The sequence below is a fragment of the Luteimonas salinilitoris genome (assembly GCF_041300785.1).
GTDB classification, from domain to species: domain Bacteria; phylum Pseudomonadota; class Gammaproteobacteria; order Xanthomonadales; family Xanthomonadaceae; genus Luteimonas; species Luteimonas salinilitoris.
Genome location: NZ_JBFWIB010000003.1, coordinates 162,669 through 180,377 on the forward strand (window position 1 = coordinate 162,669; position 17,709 = coordinate 180,377).

Genomic DNA, 17,709 nt, shown 5'->3' on the forward strand with positions numbered 1-17,709 from the left:
GATCCCGGCCTGCGCCGGGATCCGTCACCACGAGCCGTTTACCGGCGCTGCATCGCTCCCGTCGCGGCCACCTCGTACCAGTCCACCTTCCGTGTGATGACCATGATCGCCGCCAGGACCGCGAACAGCAGCCCGGCGCCGAGCACCAGCGCGTTGTCCTCCGAGATCAGCAGGCCGTACAACGCCGCGTACAGCGTCGCCAGCATCACCGCGAAACCGGCACCACGCATTCGGCTGCGCAGCACGTACGCCAGGTAGTAGCCGAGCAGGCCGATGCAGGCAGTGCCCGCCGCCAGGTAGGCCAGGCCGAAGGCGATGTGCTCGGACAGGCTCACCAGCAGCAGGAAGAAGATCGCCAGCGCCAGCCCCACCAGCCCGTACTGGATCGGGTGGATGCGCAGCTGCTTGATCAGCTCGAACATGAAGAAGCCGACGAAGGTCAGCAGGACGAACAGCAGCCCGTACTTGCTGGCGCGATCGGCCTGGCTGTAGGGATTGACCGGATCGACCAGCGAGACGCCGATCGCGTCGAGCCCGGCCTCGCCGCCCGATGCGGGCGACTGCGACGATTCCGGTCGCGGCAACGTCGCCCCGGCCAGGTACTGCGCCTGGGCGTTGCTGGCCAACGACGACACCGACCATTCGGCGCGGAATCCGCTGTCGTCCGGCGTGGGCACCCGCGGCGGGAAGGCGCCGTTGAACTGCGGGTGCGGCCATGACGACTCCAGCACCACGCGGTTGCGCGTTCCCAGCGGCGCCAGCGCCAGCGACTCGGTCCCGCCGAGCGCGAAGTCCAGGCGCGTTTCCAGTGCAAGCCGCTGCCCGGCACGTGGCGCCGCCAGGCGCGCGTGCACGCCGGAACCGCCGCGGCTGCCAAGGCCCTCCTGCAGCGGCACTTCCACACCGTCCACGCGCAGGCGCGGCGCGCCCGCCAGGCCGCGCACGTCGCCGATTCCCACACCCAGCCACGGCCGCCCGATCCGGCGCGGATGCTGCGGATCGGCGTCGGCGGGAATCCGCGCCGCGAACGTCGCCGACATCTGCGCGGCCAGTTCGTAGACCCGCACCTCGTGCAGGCCGACCCGACGGGTGGACGGCTCGATCCGCCCGTCGACATCGAGCACCTCGGGGAAGAACGTCCAGCGGCCGTCGCGCTCGCGCAGCACCTTGCGGGTCACGCCCTGGGCGTCCTTCTCCTCCACTTCGACGGTCTCGACGTACGGCACCACCAGCACCGGGCCGGCGATGCCCTGCGCGCCGGCGTAGCTGCGCGCCACCCGTTCCACCGCCTGCGCGCGGTACACCTGGCGGTCGTGGATCACGCCGCGGATCATCATCAGCGGCACCAGGATCGCCAGCGTCATCGCCAGCATCATCAGGATCTTCAATGCGAGTTTCATGCGCGTCTCCGCTCGGGAACCGCGGACAGCATCCGATGGCCGCGGGAAGACACGAGGGAGCCAAGATGAAGCGAAGGTGAAGTCGGCGTCCGCCCCTTTCGTAGGAGCGCGCCATGCGCGCGATGCCGCGCCAGGCAGTCTTCTCCGTTGCGGTGAGACAAGCCCCGTCGCCACGGGCGGTGTCAATCAATAGCCAAGCCCATCACGATGGACCAACACCTCATCTTCCTTGGCTTGAGGTACGGGCTATTCACTGACACCGCCCGTGGCGACGGGGTTTGCTTCGTCGTAGCGGAAAGGACTGCCTGGCGCGGCATCGCGCGCATGGCGCGCTCCTACGGCAGCGGCAGAGTCACCGATGCCACGGCGCCGCCGCCGGCGCGGTCGTCCAGGCGCGCGCTGCCGCCGTGCAACTGCGCCACCTCGGCGACGAAGGCCAGGCCGATGCCGCTGCTGCGGCTGCCACCGTCCGGGCGCGGCAGCGAATAGAAGCGTTCGAACACGCGGTCGCGCGCATAGTCCGGCACGCCGGGGCCGCGATCGGCGATGTCGATGCGCACGCTCCGCTCCACGCGTCGCAGCGACGCCTCGATCGCACTGCCGGACGGCGCGAAATCGATGGCGTTGTCGAGCAGGTTGACCAGCAGCTGCCGCAGCAGGAACGGATCGCCGGAGACGCTGCCGCCCTCGCCCACATCGCGTTGCAGCCGCAACCCCTTGCGCAATGCCCGCGTCTCCACCTGCGCCCAGGCGTCGCCCAGCAGCGCGACGAGGTCGACCGGCTCCGGCCGCTCGATCGCCTGCCGGTGCTCCACCGCCACCAGCGCCAGCAGCTTGTCGATCATCTGCGCCATGCGTTCGCTCTGTTCGCGCACGCTGGCGGCGAAGCGGGCGCGCTCGGCCTCCGGCAAGGGCCCTTCCAACAGCTCGGCGGCGCCACGCACCGCCGCCAGCGGGCTCTTGAGCTCGTGGGTGAGTCCGTGCACGTAGCGCTCGAGATGGCGCCTGCCCTCGAGACGCTCGCGCATGGTCTCCAGCGCGCGGCCGAGGATCGCGAACTCGCCGGCCGATGCCGGCAGCTGCGCGCGCTCGCCCGCGGTGACCGCCTCGGCATAGCGGCGCAATCCGCCGAGCTGGCGCGAGAGCCACCATGCTGCCAGCAGGCCGATCAACAGCGCCGCGCCCATCAGCACCAGTCCCCAGCGCATCACCGTCGCCTCGCTGCGGGCGATGAACGGCGCGATCGCCCGGTTGGGCTTGGCCACCGTGAGCACGCCGGCGATGCGCGTGCCATCCATCACCGGCGCCGCCACGTGCATCACCGAACTGCTGTCGTCGTCCGGATCCTCGCGCGTCGAGCGCGCGCCGTACTGTCCGCGCAGGGTCAGGTACACGTCGTTCCAGCGCGAATAGTCGCGCCCGACGTCGCGGCCCTCGGAATCGAACGCGACGACGCCGTCGGCGTCGGTGACGTAGATGCGATACGCCGCCTCGCGCTTGCGAAATCCCCAGATCTCCGCGCCGATGTCGCGCTCGCGCAGCGCCCGCACCCGCTGCGCGAAGCGGCCGTCGGCGATGCGGCCGGCGATCAGGTCGTCGGCCGCCAGCTCCGCCAGCACATTGGCGGTGTCGACCAGGGTGTCCTCCATCGCCTGCCGCACGCCGGGCTTGACCTCGCGCACGAACACCTGCGCCAGCAGCAATGCCGCCAGCGCGACGATGGCGAAGTAGCCCAGCAGGATGCGCAGGCCGATCCGCATCGCCTAGGACCTATCAATCTCGACCGAGTAGCCGAGCCCGCGATGGGTCCGCAGCGGGTCGGCACCCGGATCCACTTCGCGCAGCTTGGCGCGCAGGGTCTTGACGTGGGTGTCGACGGTGCGTTCGCCGCTGTCGTCGGCATCGTTCCAGACGCGATCGAGCAGCTGCGCGCGGCTGAGGATGGCGCCGGGTCGGCGCAGCAGTTCCGCCAGCAGCGCATATTCGTAGCGGGTCAGCGCCAGCGTGCGGCCATCGAAGCGCACCCGCCTGGCCTCGCGATCCACCTCGAAACGGCCCGCCGACTGCGGCTGCACGTCCGCCGCGGCATGCCGGCGCAGCCGCGCCCGCACCCGCGCCACCAGTTCGCGCGGCGAGAACGGCTTGGTCAGGTAGTCGTCGCCGCCGATCTCCAGGCCCAGCACGCGATCGATCTCGTCGCCGCGGGCGGTCAGGAACAGTACCGGTACCGCGCTGAAGCCGCGCAACTCACGGCAGACGTCGAAGCCGCTCGTGTCGGGCAGGCCGACGTCGAGCACCACCAGATCAATGCCTCCGGCCCGCATCCGCCGCAACGCATCGCCGCCGAGCAAGCGATGCTCCAATTCGAAGCCTTCCGCGCGCAGCGCGTAGGCGACGGTGTCGGCGATGGCGGGCTCGTCCTCGACGAGCAGGATGTGGGGCATGGCAGGAATCGGGAATCGGGAATCGAGAATCGGGAATCAGAGAAAAGAGTAGCCGCTTTACCGTCATCCGGCTTTCAACGGCCGAATGGCTGGTCGAGCCGCGCCAGACAGAAGGCTTGGATTCACCGGCTTCGGAGCCAGCGGCGCCCGGGCCGGGGCATGCTCCCCGGCTCGGTCCGCCATCCATGGCGGACTCGCCGCCGCAGGCCCGTGCGGCTTCGCCGCCCGGTCCGGCCCGGCGCAGCGCGCCGGGCGTTCGCACAGGCCGCGCGGCAGTGCCGCGCAAGCGGCCCGTGCTCACCCATGGCCGGCTCTCCGCATACCCCGGCCCGGACGCCGCACCGGTGATTCGCTTTCGGATGCCCGGAGGGCCCTCCTACCGAAGTCGACGAGGGATGCAGCGGGAGACGCGCCGTGGGGATTGCGGAGAGCTGCACAGGGATGTGCAGCGGCCCTGAGTCCGGCCATGGATGGCCGGACCGAAGGGCGGAGCAATCCCCGCGGTGCGGCTCACGCCTCGACGAGGCAGACCGAAGGCAGGCATTTCGGTCAGGAGCAGCGTGACATAGCTATTCATTGGCGCTACCCCGTGGCGACGGGGCTACTTCGTCGCGGCGGAAAGATCTGCCTGGCGCGGGCGGAGCAATTCCCGCGGCGCGGCTCACGCCCCGCGCACCAGCCATTCGGCTGTTGAAAGCCACCGAGATGACGACCTTGACCGTTCGTTATTCCTGCTCGCAGCCCGACGCCCGGCTACCATCCCCCAATGAACTACCGCCACGCCTTCCACGCCGGCAATCATGCCGACGTGCTCAAGCACGTCACGCTGCTCGCGCTGTGCGATGCGCTGGCCGCCAAGCCGGCACCCTGTTTCGCGCTCGATACCCACGCCGGGCGTGGCCTGTATCGGCTGGACGATGCCCAGGCGCAACGCACCGGCGAGGCGGCCGGGGGCGTGGCGCGCCTGCAGGCAACCGACGTCCGCGATCCGGCGCTCGCCCGTTATCTCGACGCGGTGCGCGCCTGCCGCGACGCACACGGTGCGGCGGCCTACCCCGGCTCGCCCTGGATGCTCGCCCATGCGCTGCGCGCGCAGGACCGCATCGCCTGCTGCGAGCTGCAGGCGGAAGAGGCCGATGCGCTCCGGTCCGCGTTCCGCGAGGAGCCGCGCGTCGCGGTGCACGCCCGCGACGGCTACGCCGCGCTGGGCGCGTTGCTGCCGCCGCGGGTCGGCAAGACCCGCTTCGCGCGCGGACTGGTGCTGATCGATCCGCCGTACGAGCAGCAACTCGACGAGTTCAAGCCGGCACTGGCCGCCCTGCGCGAGGGCCTCCGGCGCTGGCCGCAGGCGACGTACGCGCTGTGGTACCCGGTCAGGCAACGCCGCGCACTGCAGCCGTTCTATCGCGCCGCCACGGCGCTGCCGGCGAAATCGGCGCTGCTGTGCGAATTGCTGATGCGCGCGGACGACTCGCCGCTGCGCATGAACGGCAGCGGCCTGCTGCTGCTCAATCCACCCTGGCGACTGGATGCGGCATTGACCCCAGCGCTGCGGGAAATGCGCGCGCTGCTGGGCGAGCCCGGCGCGGATTCCCGGCTGGAATGGCTGCGCACGCCGCCTTGACCATGGCCAGGTCCGCCCTGCGGAAGCCATGGCCCTGTGGGAATGGGATTTGCGAACGGGGATTGTGGGAGTGGCGGCGGCATGCCGTCGCCGGGGAGTCGCGACGCCGCACACTCCAAGAGCCCCAAAAACCACCATTTCCCGCGCCCGACGCGACTTCCCGGCGGCGGCATGCCGCCGCCACTCCCACAAGGCAGCGTTGCCGCCCATCGCAGCCCTTGTCTCCGGGACATCGGCACGGCGCCAAGCCCCGAAGCCAGGCCGCTGCCGACGCCACGGCGCCGTCTCATCATGTCCACGTCGCGTGCACATGTTCATGTTGTAGAGGACAGCTTCACTTTCCCCGTGGCAGCATCGGAAACATGGCCGTTCGCAACCGCCTTCCCCCGTGGCACGATCAGATCCGGCTCGCCAATGGTCGCGAGCTCCTGATCCGGCCGATCAGGCCCGACGACGCCGTGCCCCTGCGCGCGGGTTTCAGCCTGCTCAAGCCGGATGAGGTCCGGCAGCGCTTCCTCTACTCGGTCAAGGAGCTGACGCCGGAAATGGCGGAACGGCTGACGCACCCCGACCCGAAGACCGAGTTCGCGCTGGTGGCGGCCGAGCCGCTGCCGCCGGGCGAGGCCATGGTCGGCGGCGTGGCCCGGGTATCGATCGTGCCGGATACGCGTAACGCGGAATTCGCCATCCTGGTGAGTCACTACATCGCCGGCATGGGCGTCGGCCGGCAGTTGATGCTGCGGCTGGTGCGCTGGTCCAAGGGCAAGAAGCTCGATTGCCTGTACGGCGACGTGCTGGAACAGAACCAGCCGATGCTGTCACTGTCGAAATCACTCGGCTTCCGGCGCGAGTCCACCGACACCCCCGGCCTGGTCCGCGTCGTCCTGGATTTGTAGGAGCGCCACGCGCCCGATACCCGGGCCGTTCGGATCACCCGTCTCGCCGCAAGGCCTGCCTGTCCTTAGATTTGCCGAAGGGCCGGCTCTCGCCTCCATCCTGACGCGGCCGCGTGCCGCCCGCGAAACCCGCACCCGGCACCCGCCGGCCCTGCGGACAGGACGCGCCCGGCATGCGCGGGTTTACAATGCGCGGCTCGATGACCTCCCGCACCCTTCCCGCACCTCCGCTGCCCCGTCGCGGCCAGCAGCGCGCCTGGTGGCGCGCGCCGGCGTCTCCCTCGGCGCTGGCCTGGTCCATCCTGCGCGCCGCCCGCGCGCACGAACGCCCGCTGCTGGTGGTCGCCCGCGACAACCAGCACGCGCACCAGATCGAGGCCGACCTGCGCACCCTCGGCGGCGGCGCCGCGGACCTGCCGGTATTGCCGTTCCCGGACTGGGAAACCCTGCCCTACGACCAGTTCAGCCCGCATCCGGACATCGTCTCGCAGCGCCTGGCCGCACTGTACAGACTGCCGGCGCTGGAGCGCGGCATCGTGGTGGTGCCGGTGCAGACACTGATGCAGCGCGTCGCGCCGCGAAGCTACGTGATCGGCCAGACCTTCGACATGCGCGTCGGCCAGCGGCTGGACCTGGACGCGGAGAAGCGGCGCCTGGACTCGGCCGGCTACCGACACGTGCCGCAGGTGCTCGACCCCGGCGACTTCGCGGTGCGCGGCGGCCTGCTCGATGTCTACCCGATGGGCGCCGACGCGCCCTACCGGATCGAGCTGTTCGACCAGGACATCGAATCGATCCGCAGCTTCGAGCCGGAGTCGCAGCGCTCGCTCGACAAGGTCGAGGCGATCCGCATGCTGCCCGGGCGCGAGCTGCCGCTGGACGAGGCCGCGCGCGAGCGCGCGATGGACGCGCTCGGCGAGCGCTTCGACATCGACCAGCGCCGCAGCTCGCTGTTCCAGGACCTCAAGTCGGGGCTGGCGCCGGCCGGCGTCGAGTACTACCTGCCGCTGTTCTTCGAGGCGCCGCGCGAACGCCTGCTGGACACGAATCAGGACCAGGCGAGCACCGCCGTCCTGTTCGACTACCTGGCCGAGGGCACGATCCCGGTGATCGAGTCGGGATCGCTGGAAGCGGCCGGACACTTCTGGTCGCAGATCGGCGAGCGCTACGAACAGCGGCGCCACGACATCGAACGCCCGCTGCTGCCGCCGGCGGAGCTCTGGCTGTCGCCGGACGCGCTGCGCGAGCGGCTCAACCGCGGAGATCGGATCGAGGTCGCCGGCCCCGACCATGCCCAGCACGCACAGGCGCTCGTACTCGGCGACCAGCCCGCGCCCGACCTGCCGCTCACCGCCCGCGACGCCGAACCCGCCGCCGCGCTGAAGTCGTTCCTCGCCAGCTATCCCGGCCGCGTGCTGATCGCCGCCGACAGCGCCGGCCGTCGCGAGGCCCTGCTGGAGCTGCTGCAGCCGGCCAGCCTGGCGCCAACGGTGCTGGCGGATTTCGCGGCATTCCTTCCGATCGTGCATGGAGACGGACGGCAGCAGGACGACCGTTCCCACCCGCAGTCCGCGAACCGTCATCCCGGCGAAAGCGCCGGTAGCTCTGCACGCTTCGCCATCGCCGTCGCGCCGCTGGAGAACGGCTTCGCGCTCGACACGCCGCAGGTCACCATCCTCACCGAGCGCCAACTGTTTCCCGAGCGCGCCACCCAGCCGCGGCGCGCGCGGCGCGCCGGGCGCGAGCCGGAGGCGATCGTCCGCGACCTGGGCGAGCTGGCCGAGGGCGCGCCGATCGTGCACGAGGACCACGGCGTCGGCCGTTATCGCGGGCTCGTGGTGCTGGAAGCCGGCGGCACACCCGGCGAATACCTGGAGATCGAATACGCCAAGGGCGACCGCCTGTACGTGCCGGTCGCGCAGCTGCACCTGATCAACCGCTACTCCGGCGCCTCGCCGGAGACCGCGCCGCTGCACTCGCTCGGCGGCGAGGCCTGGACCAAGGCCAAGCGCAAGGCCGCCGAAAAGGTCCGCGACGTCGCCGCCGAACTGCTGGAGATCCACGCCAAGCGCCAGGCCCGCGCCGGCCTGGCGCTGGACGTCGACCGCACGATGTACGAGCCGTTCGCCGCAGCGTTCCCGTTCGAGGAAACCCCGGACCAGCACGCCGCGATCGAGGCGGTGATCCGCGACATCGGCTCCAGCCAGCCGATGGACCGCGTGGTCTGCGGCGACGTCGGCTTCGGCAAGACCGAGGTCGCGGTACGCGCCGCCTTCGTCGCCGCCGCCGCCGGCAAGCAGGTGGCGGTGCTGGTGCCGACCACGCTGCTGGCCGAGCAGCACTACCGCACCATGGCCGACCGCTTCGCCGACTGGCCGATCCGCATCGAGGTGCTGTCGCGCTTCAAGACCGCCAAGGAGATCAAGGCCGAGATCGGCAAGATCGCCGACGGCACGCTCGACGTCATCGTCGGCACCCATCGGCTGCTGCAGAAGGACGTGAACTTCAAGGACCTGGGCCTGGTGATCGTCGACGAGGAGCAGCGCTTCGGCGTGCGCCAGAAGGAGGCGCTGAAGGCGCTGCGCGCCAACGTGCACCTGCTCACGCTCACCGCCACCCCGATCCCGCGCACGCTCAACATGGCCATGGCCGGCATGCGCGACCTGTCGATCATCGCCACCCCGCCGGCGCACCGGCTGGCGGTGCAGACCTTCGTCAATACCTGGGACGGCGCGCTGCTGCGCGAGGCGTTCCAGCGCGAACTCACGCGCGGCGGCCAGGTGTACTTCCTGCACAACGACGTCGAGAGCATCGGCCGCATGCAGCGCGAACTGCAGGAGCTGGTGCCGGAGGCGCGGATCGGCATCGCCCACGGCCAGATGCCCGAACGCGAGCTGGAAAAAGTGATGCTCGATTTCCACAAGCAGCGCTTCAACACGCTGCTGTGCACGACCATCATCGAGTCGGGCATCGACATCCCCAACGCCAACACCATCGTCATCAACCGTGCCGATCGTTTCGGCCTCGCGCAGCTGCACCAGCTGCGCGGCCGCGTCGGCCGCTCGCACCACCGCGCCTACGCCTACCTGGTGATCCCGGACAAGCGCTCGATCACCGCCGACGCGCGCAAGCGCCTGGACGCGATCGCGGCGATGGACGAACTCGGCGCCGGCTTCACCCTGGCCACCCATGACCTGGAAATCCGCGGCGCCGGCGAGCTGCTCGGCGAGGACCAGAGCGGGCAGATGGCCGAGATCGGCTTCAGCCTGTACACCGAGCTGCTGGAACGCGCGGTGCGCAGCATCCGCCAGGGCAAGCTGCCGGATGCCGACGAAGCGCCCGATCGCGGCGCCGAGGTCGAGCTGCACGTGCCGGCCCTGATCCCGGAGGACTACCTGCCCGACGTGCACACCCGCCTGACGCTGTACAAGCGCATCAGCGGCGCGCGCGACGGCGACGAGCTGCGCGAACTGCAGGTGGAGATGATCGACCGTTTCGGTTTGCTGCCGGACCCGGCCAAGCACCTGTTCGCGATCGCCGACCTCAAGCTGCAGGCGACCGCGCTCGGCCTGCGCAAGCTCGACCTCGGCCCCGCCGGCGGCCGCGTGCAGTTCATCGACAAGCCGCGCGTCGATCCGATGGCAGTGATCCGCCTGATCCAGGGCCAGCCGAAGCACTACCGCATGGACGGCCCCGACAAGCTGCGCATCACCCTCGACCTGCCCGACGCCGAATCCCGCCTCAAGGCCGCGCGCGGTCTGTTGATCGCGCTGGCGCCGGCCGGCTGAGGCAATCTGGATCGAAGAAGCCGTCAGGCACCGGTGCCTGCTCCCGTAGGAGCGCGCCATGCGCGCGATGCCGCGGGCATTTCGCCGCCACGCGATTCCGCCCACCGACGCGCCTTCCGGCTTGCGGCGGAGCCGCGGATGGCCGAGACCAGACACATCGCCGGCATCGCGCGCATGGCGCGCTCCTACGAACAGCGGTTCGCAGCGCCGATTTCGAGGCGGACATCGAACCCATAGAAATAACCGTACCGATGGCACTGTTGTCGTTGCCGCGCACGCGGGTGATGATCCAGCCCCTTCCCTCCTCCACGGAGGACGCGGATGATGGCGAACATCCGTCAACGGAGTCTCCGATGCGTCCGATGATCCTGCTGCTGTCGCTGATGCTGGCCGGTTGCGCCGCGCATCCGGCGCGAACGCCGTCCGCGGCGGTCGCCCCGCCGGACCCGCCACAGACCGCCTTCCTGGTGGTGCGCCATGCGGAAAAGGCCGTCGGGGATACGGACGATCCGGTCCTGGATGCGTCCGGCCTGCGCCGCGCGGACGCTTTGGCGGAACTGCTGGCCGAGATGCCGGTGAGCGCCGTCTATGCCACGCCCACCCGGCGTGCGCGGCAGACCGCGCAGCCGATCGCGCGCCGGCACCGGATCGAGGTCCGCGACTACGACCCCGCGCAACCGCCGTCGGCGCTCGCCACCGTGCTGCACACGCGCCATGCCGGCGCCACCGTCGTCGTGGTGGGCCACAGCAACACCGTGCCGGGCATCGTGTCCGCGCTGTGCGCCTGCCCGATGGCGCCGCTGAGCGAAGAAGACTACGGCGATCTGTTCGAAGTGCGGATCGCCGCCGACGGCGCGTCGACGCTGGATCACCGGCAGTTCTGAGCGTGGCCGGCGCGGTCTTCGGCGACTGGGACGGCAGCATCGCCGGCGCGCGTGCGCTGCAGGTGGAACTGGCACGGCAGGTGTCGCTGCGCGACGGGTTCCGCGATCCGCCGCGCACGCTGGCGGGATTCGACGTCGGCTTCGAGGATGCGGGCGGCACCACCCGTGCGGCGGTGGTGCTGCTGGACGCCGACACGCTGCAGCCGCGCGCGGCGCACGTCGCACGGGTGCCGACCTCCATGCCCTACGTGCCGGGCCTGCTGAGCTTTCGCGAGCTGCCGGCGCTGCTGGCCGCGCTGGAGCTGCTCGACGAACGGCCCGACCTGGTGCTGGTGGACGGCCAGGGCATCGCCCATCCGCGCCGGCTGGGCATCGCGGCGCACTTCGGCGTGGTCACCGGGCTGCCCAGCATCGGCGTGGCGAAGAAGCCGCTGGCGGTGCGCTTCGATCCACCGGGCCCGGAACGCGGCGACCGCACGCCGTTGCTCCTGGGCGACGAGCGCGTCGGCGATGCCCTGCGCAGCAAGCCGCGCTGCAATCCGCTGATCGTCTCGCCCGGGCACGAGGTCTCGATCGATGCCGCCACCCGCCTGGTGCTGCGCTATACCACCCGCTACCGGTTGCCGGAGCCGACGCGGCTGGCCGACCGGCTGGCGTCGCGGCGCGGCGCACTGCCGTTGCCGGGATTCGATACCGACGGCTGAGCACGTGGGCTTGCGACATTGCTTTCACTCGACACTGGGAAAGAATCGCACGCTCCGTTCCGCGCAGTCGCCTGCTGCATGCCGCGGTCCGTGCCATGCTGCACGCACCCGATCGCGAGAGCTGGCCCATGACCCGGATCATCGCCCCGCGCGAACACGACCTCGGCGGCGGCTTCATCGTGCGCCGCGCCGTTCCGACGCTGCAGGCGCGCAGCATCGGCCCGTTCGTGTTCGTCGACCACATGGGCCCGGCGGTGTTCGAGCCCGGCACCGGCATCGACGTGCGCCCGCACCCGCACATCGGCCTGGCGACGGTGACCTTCCTCTGGGCCGGCACGATCCGCCACCGCGACAGCCTCGGTTCGATCCAGGACATCGAACCGGGCGACGTCAACTGGATGACGGCCGGGCGCGGCATCGCCCATTCCGAGCGTTCGCCGTCGCAGGTGCGCGCGGACGCGCATCCGGCGCACGGCATGCAGACCTGGGTCGGCCTGCCGAAGGCGCACGAGGAAACCGCGCCGGCGTTCCACCACCACGCGGCGGCCACGCTGCCGCAGCTGCAGCACGGCGGGGCACTGCTGCGGGTGATCGCCGGGCGTGCCTACGGCGAGGAATCGCCGGTGCGCTCCTTCAGCGAGATCCTCAACGTCGCCATCGATCTGGCGCCCGACGCCGAAACCCGCATCGACGCCGGCCACCGCGAACGCGCGCTGTACGTCCTCGAGGGCGATGCCCAGCTCGACGGCGCCGACATCCCGGCCCGCCACCTGGTGGTGCTCGACCCCGGCGCTCCGGCCACGCTGCGCGCCACGACCCCGCTCAAGGCGATGCTGTTCGGCGGCGAACCGCTGGACGGCGATCGCCGCGTGTGGTGGAACTTCGTCTCGTCCTCGCGCGAACGCATCGAACAGGCCAAGGAAGACTGGCGCCAGGGCCGGTTCGGGCGCATTCCCGGCGACGAGGAGGAGTTCATTCCCTTGCCGGAAAAGTGATATACATCACAATTCAACCTTCGATGCCCGACTATCGTCGGGACCCGGGAGGCCACATTTTTGCGGTGGATCACACCGCGTCCGGACTCAAAGGGGAAGTTTTCATGAAGTTCACGATCCGATACCTGGCGCCACTGGCCGCGCTGGGATTGCTGATTGCGGCCGCGGCACCGGCCCGGGCGCAGGTCGCGGAAGCCTGTCCACGGCTGCCGGGCGACTCGGGACTGACCTGGACCGAGCGCAGCAGCGAGGCCTTCGTCATCTGCCGCGCGGTGTCCGGGGACGGCCGCGAGGTCTTCGGGCTCTATCTCGCCGCCGATTCGCCGTTCCAGCCACGCCGCGCCAACCGCGAGGAGCGCGGGGTGATCAACGGCCAGGACATCCGCTGGTACAGCGGCGAGGTCGCGACCGATCCGGACAAGCTGGTGCGCGAGACCCTGCTCGAACTGGACAAGGACCGCGTGGTCCACATCTGGCTGCACGCCGACAGCGCGCAGGAGATGCAGCAGAGCATGCGCATGGTGGAAGAGCTGCGCTTCGAGGACACGCGCTTCAGCAGCAACTGAGCGTCCGGCTTCGCCACATCCGTCGTTCGCGGCCTGCCGATCGAACCGGCAGGCGCCGGCTCGGGAGTCGGGATCGAGACGTGGCACCGCCTCCCCTCTGCCGTATCGGCAACGAACGTGCATTAACGAAATCAGAACACCAGGATCACGGTCTTGATCTAGCGTTTGCAGCGGCCGTCCCGGCTGCATTCCTTGGGGGAAGTGTGATGATCAAGCGTCTTGCGGCCGAGTTCCTCGGCACGTTCTGGCTGGTGCTCGGCGGTTGCGGCAGCGCGGTGCTGGCGGCGAATTTCGGCGGCGACGGCAATCCGCTCGGGATCGGCCTGCTCGGCGTGTCGCTGGCGTTCGGCCTGACCGTGCTCACCGGCGCCTACGCGTTCGGCCACATCTCCGGCGGCCACTTCAACCCTGCGGTGAGCTTCGGCCTGTGGGCCGGCGGGCGCTTCGCGGCCAAGGATCTGCTGCCCTACGTCGCCGCCCAGGTGGCCGGCGCGGTCTTCGCCGGCTGGATCCTGTTCCTGATCGCCAGCGGCACCGCGGGGTTCGCGATCGATCCCGCCGCGCCCGGCGCGTTCGCCAGCAACGGCTTCGACGCCCGGTCGCCCGGCGGCTACGGCGCCGCGGCCGCGTTCCTGACCGAGGTCGTGCTGACCGCGATGTTCGTCGTCGTCATCATGGGCGCGACGCACAAGCTGGCGCCGGCGGCGTTCGCGCCGATCGCGATCGGCCTGGCGCTGACCCTGATCCACCTGATCAGCATTCCGGTGACCAATACCTCGGTCAATCCGGCGCGCTCGACCGGCGTGGCGCTGTTCGCCGGCTCCGGGGCACTCGGACAGCTGTGGCTGTTCTGGCTGGCGCCGATCCTCGGCGGCGTGATCGGCGGCATCGCCTACAGGTGGCTGGGCAGCGAAAAGCCCGACCTGCAGCCGCAAGCCGCAGCGGAAGCCACGACCGTGTAGCAGGAGTGAGTGGAGAGGAGTGAGAAACGAGAGAGAGCGGTAGAGCGGGAACGGCGGCATCGCGGGTTGTGGGCTGCCCTCTCTCGTTTCTCACTCCTCTTTACTCGTTTCTGCTCCTCAAAAGCGGCCTTCCTGGAAGTCCACGAAGGCCTGCATGATCTCCTGCCGGGTGTTCATCACGAACGGGCCGTGGCGCACCACCGGCTCGCGCAACGGCCGTCCGGCGACCAGGATCAGCCGCGCACCGGCATCGCCGGCCTGCAGCGCCAGCGCCTCGCCGCCGCCGAGCACCGCCAGTTCCCGGGCTTCCAACGCGCGCGCATCCTCGCCCTCGCCGATCGTCAGCGCGCCTTCGAAGGCATAGACGAAGGCGTTGTGGCCCTCGGGCAGGCGATGGCGCCAACCGGCCCCCGGCGCGAGCGCGACATCGAGGTAGACCGGATCGGTCGCCGGTTGCGCGATCGGGCCGGATACCTCGCCGACGCGGCCGGCGATCACCTTCACCTCCACGCCCGCGGCGGGCGCGACCACCGGGATCCGCTCCGGCCCGAACTCCTGGTAGCGGGGGTCCGACATCTTGTCCTTCGCCGGCAGGTTGACCCACAGCTGGAAGCCGCGCATGCGGCCGGCCTGCTGCTCCGGCATCTCCGAATGCACCAGCCCGCGGCCGGCGGTCATCCACTGCACGCTGCCGGGTACCAGCAGGCCCTCGTTGCCGTGGTTGTCGCGATGGCGCATGCGACCGTCGAGCATGTAGGTGACGGTCTCGAAGCCGCGGTGCGGATGGTCCGGGAAACCGGCGATGTAGTCCTCGGCGCGGTCGGTGCCGAACTCGTCGAGCAGCAGGAACGGATCGAGGTCCGGCAGCTCGGCGGCACCGATGACCCGGGTGAGCTTGACGCCGGCGCCGTCGGACGCCGCGCTGCCGCGGATCTTGCGGGCGATGCGGGCATGGCGGATCGGGGCGGTGGCGCTCATGGCGGCTCCTGTGTCGAAGACGTGTGCCGTTCAAGATGGGGACGCGGTGATGCAACGGCATCTCCATCGGTGGAACGGAAGGTTACGTGGGCGGATCGCCGGACGATCCCGTCGAGTGCGCCACGGCCGCCGTGGGAGCGCGCAGGCGCCAAGCCCTATGGATGCGCGGATTGCGGACGAAATCGGGCGGGATCGTCGCCGCGCCGACGTCCTCGCACTCCGCGAACGCGGAGACCGCCGCGGTATCCATCCGGAAGCGGCGGAAGTTGTTGCTGAAATACAGCACCCCGTCCGGCGCCAGCCGCGCCACCGCGGCGCGCAGCAGGCGCACGTGCTCGCGCTGGATGTCGAAGTCCTTCGCCCGCGCCGAATTGGAGAAGGTCGGCGGATCGCAGAAGATCAGGTCGTAGCGGCCGCGCTCGGCCTCCAGCCACTGCAGCGCATCGGCCTGCACCAGCCGGTGGGCGCTGCCGCCCACGCCGTTCTCGCGCAGGTTGTCGGCCAGCCATTGCAGGTAGGTCGCCGACAGGTCGACGCTGGTGGTCTGTTCCGCGCCGCCCACCGCCGCCTGCACGGTGGCCGCGCCGGTGTAGCAGAACAGGTTGAGGAAACGCGCGCCGCGCGCCTCGGCGGCGATGCGCGCGCGCAGCGGGCGATGGTCGAGGAACAGGCCGGTGTCGAGATAGTCGAACAGGTTCACGCGCAGCCGCGCACCGCCTTCGCGCACCACCAGGAACTCGCCGCGCGCGTCGAAGCGACCGTACTTGCTGCCGCCCTTGCCGCGGCTGCGGGTCTTCAGCGCGATGCGCTCGCGCGGCAGTTCGAACACCTCGCGCGCGGCCGCCAGCAGGTCGTTGAAGCGGCGGCGCGTGACCTGCTCCGGGATCTCGTCGGGGGCGGCGTATTCCTGCACGTGCAGCCAGCGGCGGTCCGGATCGTCGGCCTCGGCATAGACGTCGATCGCGGCGGCGTATTCCGGCAGGTCGGCGTCGTAGGCACGGAAGCAGTCGACGCCTTCGCGGCGGCGCCAGGCCTTGAGGCCGCGCAGGTTCTTGCGCAGGCGGTTGGCGACCATCTGCGCGCCTTCGGAGAGCGCGTGCGGCGCGTCCGTGGCGGCGGTTTCGTGCGCGACCGGATCGCACACGATCAGGGCGCATTCCAGCGCGCCGTTGAACACCTTGTAGCGCTTGCGCGCGCGCAGCCCGGTCGCGAACGCGAGTTCGTCGTCGCCGCACAACAGGCTCGCGCGCCAGCTGGGCACGGCGCGCCTGAGGGCGTCGCCGAGCGCGCGGTACAGGGCCGGATCGGCGGCCAGGCGCGCATCGTAGGGCGGATTGCAGACGACCAGCCCGGCCGCTCCCCCCGCACCTCCCCCACCCCGTAGAGCGGAGCTCGCTCCGCTACTCTCCCTCCCGGAGCCCACACCACGCACAGCGGACGAACCCGGCTGACGCAACCCGGAAAACGCGTCCGCCAACCGATCGATCGCGGCGACCTCGAACATGACGGCACCGGCAACGCCAGCGGCTTCGGCATTCGCTGTCGCGGCCCGGATCGCCTGCGGATCGAGATCGCTACCGAAGAACGCCGGCCGCAGCACGGCGCGCCCGCGGCGCTCGCGTTCGCATGCGTCCTGCCAGTGCGAACGCCATGCGACCCGGTCGAAACCCGGCCAGCGCGTCGGCAAGGGCGCGTCGTCGTCAGGACCGGCGTCGGCATCCCCGGCGGCACCGCGCAGCCGCTGCAACCCGGGCGCCACGTCCGCCGCCATCAGCGCGCCCTCGATCAGCAGCGTGCCGCTGCCGCACATCGGGTCGAGCAGCGCGCCGCCGTCGGCATGGCGCTGCGGCCAGCCGCCGCGCAGCAGCACCGCCGCGGCGAGGTTCTCCTTCAGCGGCGCCTCGCCCTGCGCGCGGCGCCAGCCGCGGCGATGCAGCGGTCCGCCGCCCAGGTCCACCGACAGCACCGCCCTGCCCTTGCGCACCACCAGGTTCAGTCGCAGGTCCGGCGCGTCGAGGTCGACGTCGGGACGGGTGCCGTCGTGCGCGCGCATGGCGTCGACCACCGCATCCTTGATCCGCTGCGCCGCGTAGCGCGCATGGGTGATCGCATCGCCGGAGACATGGGCGTCGACCGCGAGCGTCATGCCCGGCGCCAGGTGCTCGTGCCAGGGCAGCGCGTGCGCACCGGCATACAGCGCCTGTTCGTCGGGGCAGTCGTATTCGGTCAGCGGCCACAGCACGCGGCTGGCGATGCGCGACCACAGCACCGCGCGCTGGGCGTCGGCGAGACTGCCGTCGACATTGGCGCCGGCGACCGCCGCGGTGGCGTGCGCGCAGCCGAGCGCGGACAGCTCGTCGACGAGCAGGTACTCGAGGCCCTTGGCGCAGGAGGCGAAGAATTTCATGTCAGGCGACCATGGCTGCCGTGGCACGCAACCCCGTAGAGCGGAGCTTGCTCCGCTGCTC

13 protein-coding genes are annotated in these 17,709 nt (G+C 70.7%); 8 read left to right on the forward strand and 5 right to left on the reverse strand.

The genetic code is table 11. The annotated features are described in order from the left end of the window. Positions 1–38 precede the first annotated feature (38 nt). The 3 genes from creD to creB all read right to left on the reverse strand — a co-directional run bounded on the left by creD (position 39) and on the right by creB (position 3,844). The gene (gene creD, locus AB5T46_RS07470; RefSeq protein WP_370563262.1) at positions 39–1,400 is read right to left on the reverse strand and encodes a cell envelope integrity protein CreD; all 1,362 of its coding nucleotides are present in this window, start codon (positions 1,398–1,400) and stop codon (positions 39–41) included. Between the two features lie 335 nt (positions 1,401–1,735). Then, the gene (gene creC, locus AB5T46_RS07475; RefSeq protein WP_370563263.1) at positions 1,736–3,160 is read right to left on the reverse strand and encodes a two-component system sensor histidine kinase CreC; all 1,425 of its coding nucleotides are present in this window, start codon (positions 3,158–3,160) and stop codon (positions 1,736–1,738) included. 3 nt (positions 3,161–3,163) lie between these two features. After that, positions 3,164–3,844, reverse strand: coding sequence for a two-component system response regulator CreB (gene creB, locus AB5T46_RS07480; RefSeq protein WP_370563264.1), 681 nt, complete (start codon positions 3,842–3,844; stop codon positions 3,164–3,166). Positions 3,845–4,610: 766 nt separating this feature from the next. Between creB and AB5T46_RS07485 the strand changes: the two genes are divergently transcribed. The 8 genes from AB5T46_RS07485 (at position 4,611) to aqpZ (ending at position 14,263) form a co-directional block, all read left to right on the forward strand. Next, positions 4,611–5,468 carry a 23S rRNA (adenine(2030)-N(6))-methyltransferase RlmJ gene (locus AB5T46_RS07485; protein WP_370563265.1) on the forward strand — a complete coding sequence of 286 codons (858 nt, stop codon included), beginning with the start codon at positions 4,611–4,613 and terminating at the stop codon, positions 5,466–5,468. 362 nt (positions 5,469–5,830) lie between these two features. After that, positions 5,831–6,364 (forward strand): GNAT family N-acetyltransferase, encoded by a 534-nt coding sequence (locus AB5T46_RS07490; protein ID WP_370563266.1) that lies wholly within the window; start codon positions 5,831–5,833, stop codon positions 6,362–6,364. Positions 6,365–6,972: 608 nt separating this feature from the next. Beyond that, entirely contained in the window at positions 6,973–10,152 is a 3,180-nt protein-coding gene (gene mfd / locus AB5T46_RS07495) for a transcription-repair coupling factor (RefSeq protein ID WP_370563418.1), read from the forward strand. Between the two features lie 353 nt (positions 10,153–10,505). Continuing rightward, a complete protein-coding gene (locus tag AB5T46_RS07500; protein WP_370563267.1) occupies positions 10,506–11,036 on the forward strand; it encodes a SixA phosphatase family protein in 531 nt (176 codons plus the stop codon). After that, complete coding sequence (gene nfi / locus AB5T46_RS07505) at positions 11,033–11,740, forward strand: deoxyribonuclease V (RefSeq protein ID WP_370563419.1); 708 nt, start codon at positions 11,033–11,035, stop codon at positions 11,738–11,740. The genes AB5T46_RS07500 and nfi overlap by 4 nt, the downstream gene beginning before the upstream one ends. A 128-nt stretch (positions 11,741–11,868) precedes the next feature. After that, positions 11,869–12,735, forward strand: a complete 867-nt coding sequence (locus tag AB5T46_RS07510) for a pirin family protein (protein ID WP_370563420.1) — start codon at positions 11,869–11,871, stop codon at positions 12,733–12,735. A 104-nt stretch (positions 12,736–12,839) separates the two neighbouring features. Further along, positions 12,840–13,301: a hypothetical protein gene (locus AB5T46_RS07515; RefSeq protein ID WP_370563268.1), complete on the forward strand. Its 462-nt coding sequence runs from the start codon at positions 12,840–12,842 to the stop codon at positions 13,299–13,301. Positions 13,302–13,507: 206 nt separating this feature from the next. Continuing rightward, complete coding sequence (gene aqpZ / locus AB5T46_RS07520) at positions 13,508–14,263, forward strand: aquaporin Z (RefSeq protein WP_370563269.1); 756 nt, start codon at positions 13,508–13,510, stop codon at positions 14,261–14,263. A gap of 117 nt (positions 14,264–14,380) precedes the next feature. Here aqpZ and AB5T46_RS07525 read toward each other — a convergent pair whose 3' ends face one another. Then, positions 14,381–15,241: a pirin family protein gene (locus AB5T46_RS07525; protein WP_370563270.1), complete on the reverse strand. Its 861-nt coding sequence runs from the start codon at positions 15,239–15,241 to the stop codon at positions 14,381–14,383. Positions 15,242–15,323: 82 nt separating this feature from the next. Next, positions 15,324–17,648, reverse strand: coding sequence for a bifunctional 23S rRNA (guanine(2069)-N(7))-methyltransferase RlmK/23S rRNA (guanine(2445)-N(2))-methyltransferase RlmL (gene rlmKL / locus AB5T46_RS07530; RefSeq protein WP_370563271.1), 2,325 nt, complete (start codon positions 17,646–17,648; stop codon positions 15,324–15,326). Between the last annotated feature and the right edge of the window lie 61 nt (positions 17,649–17,709).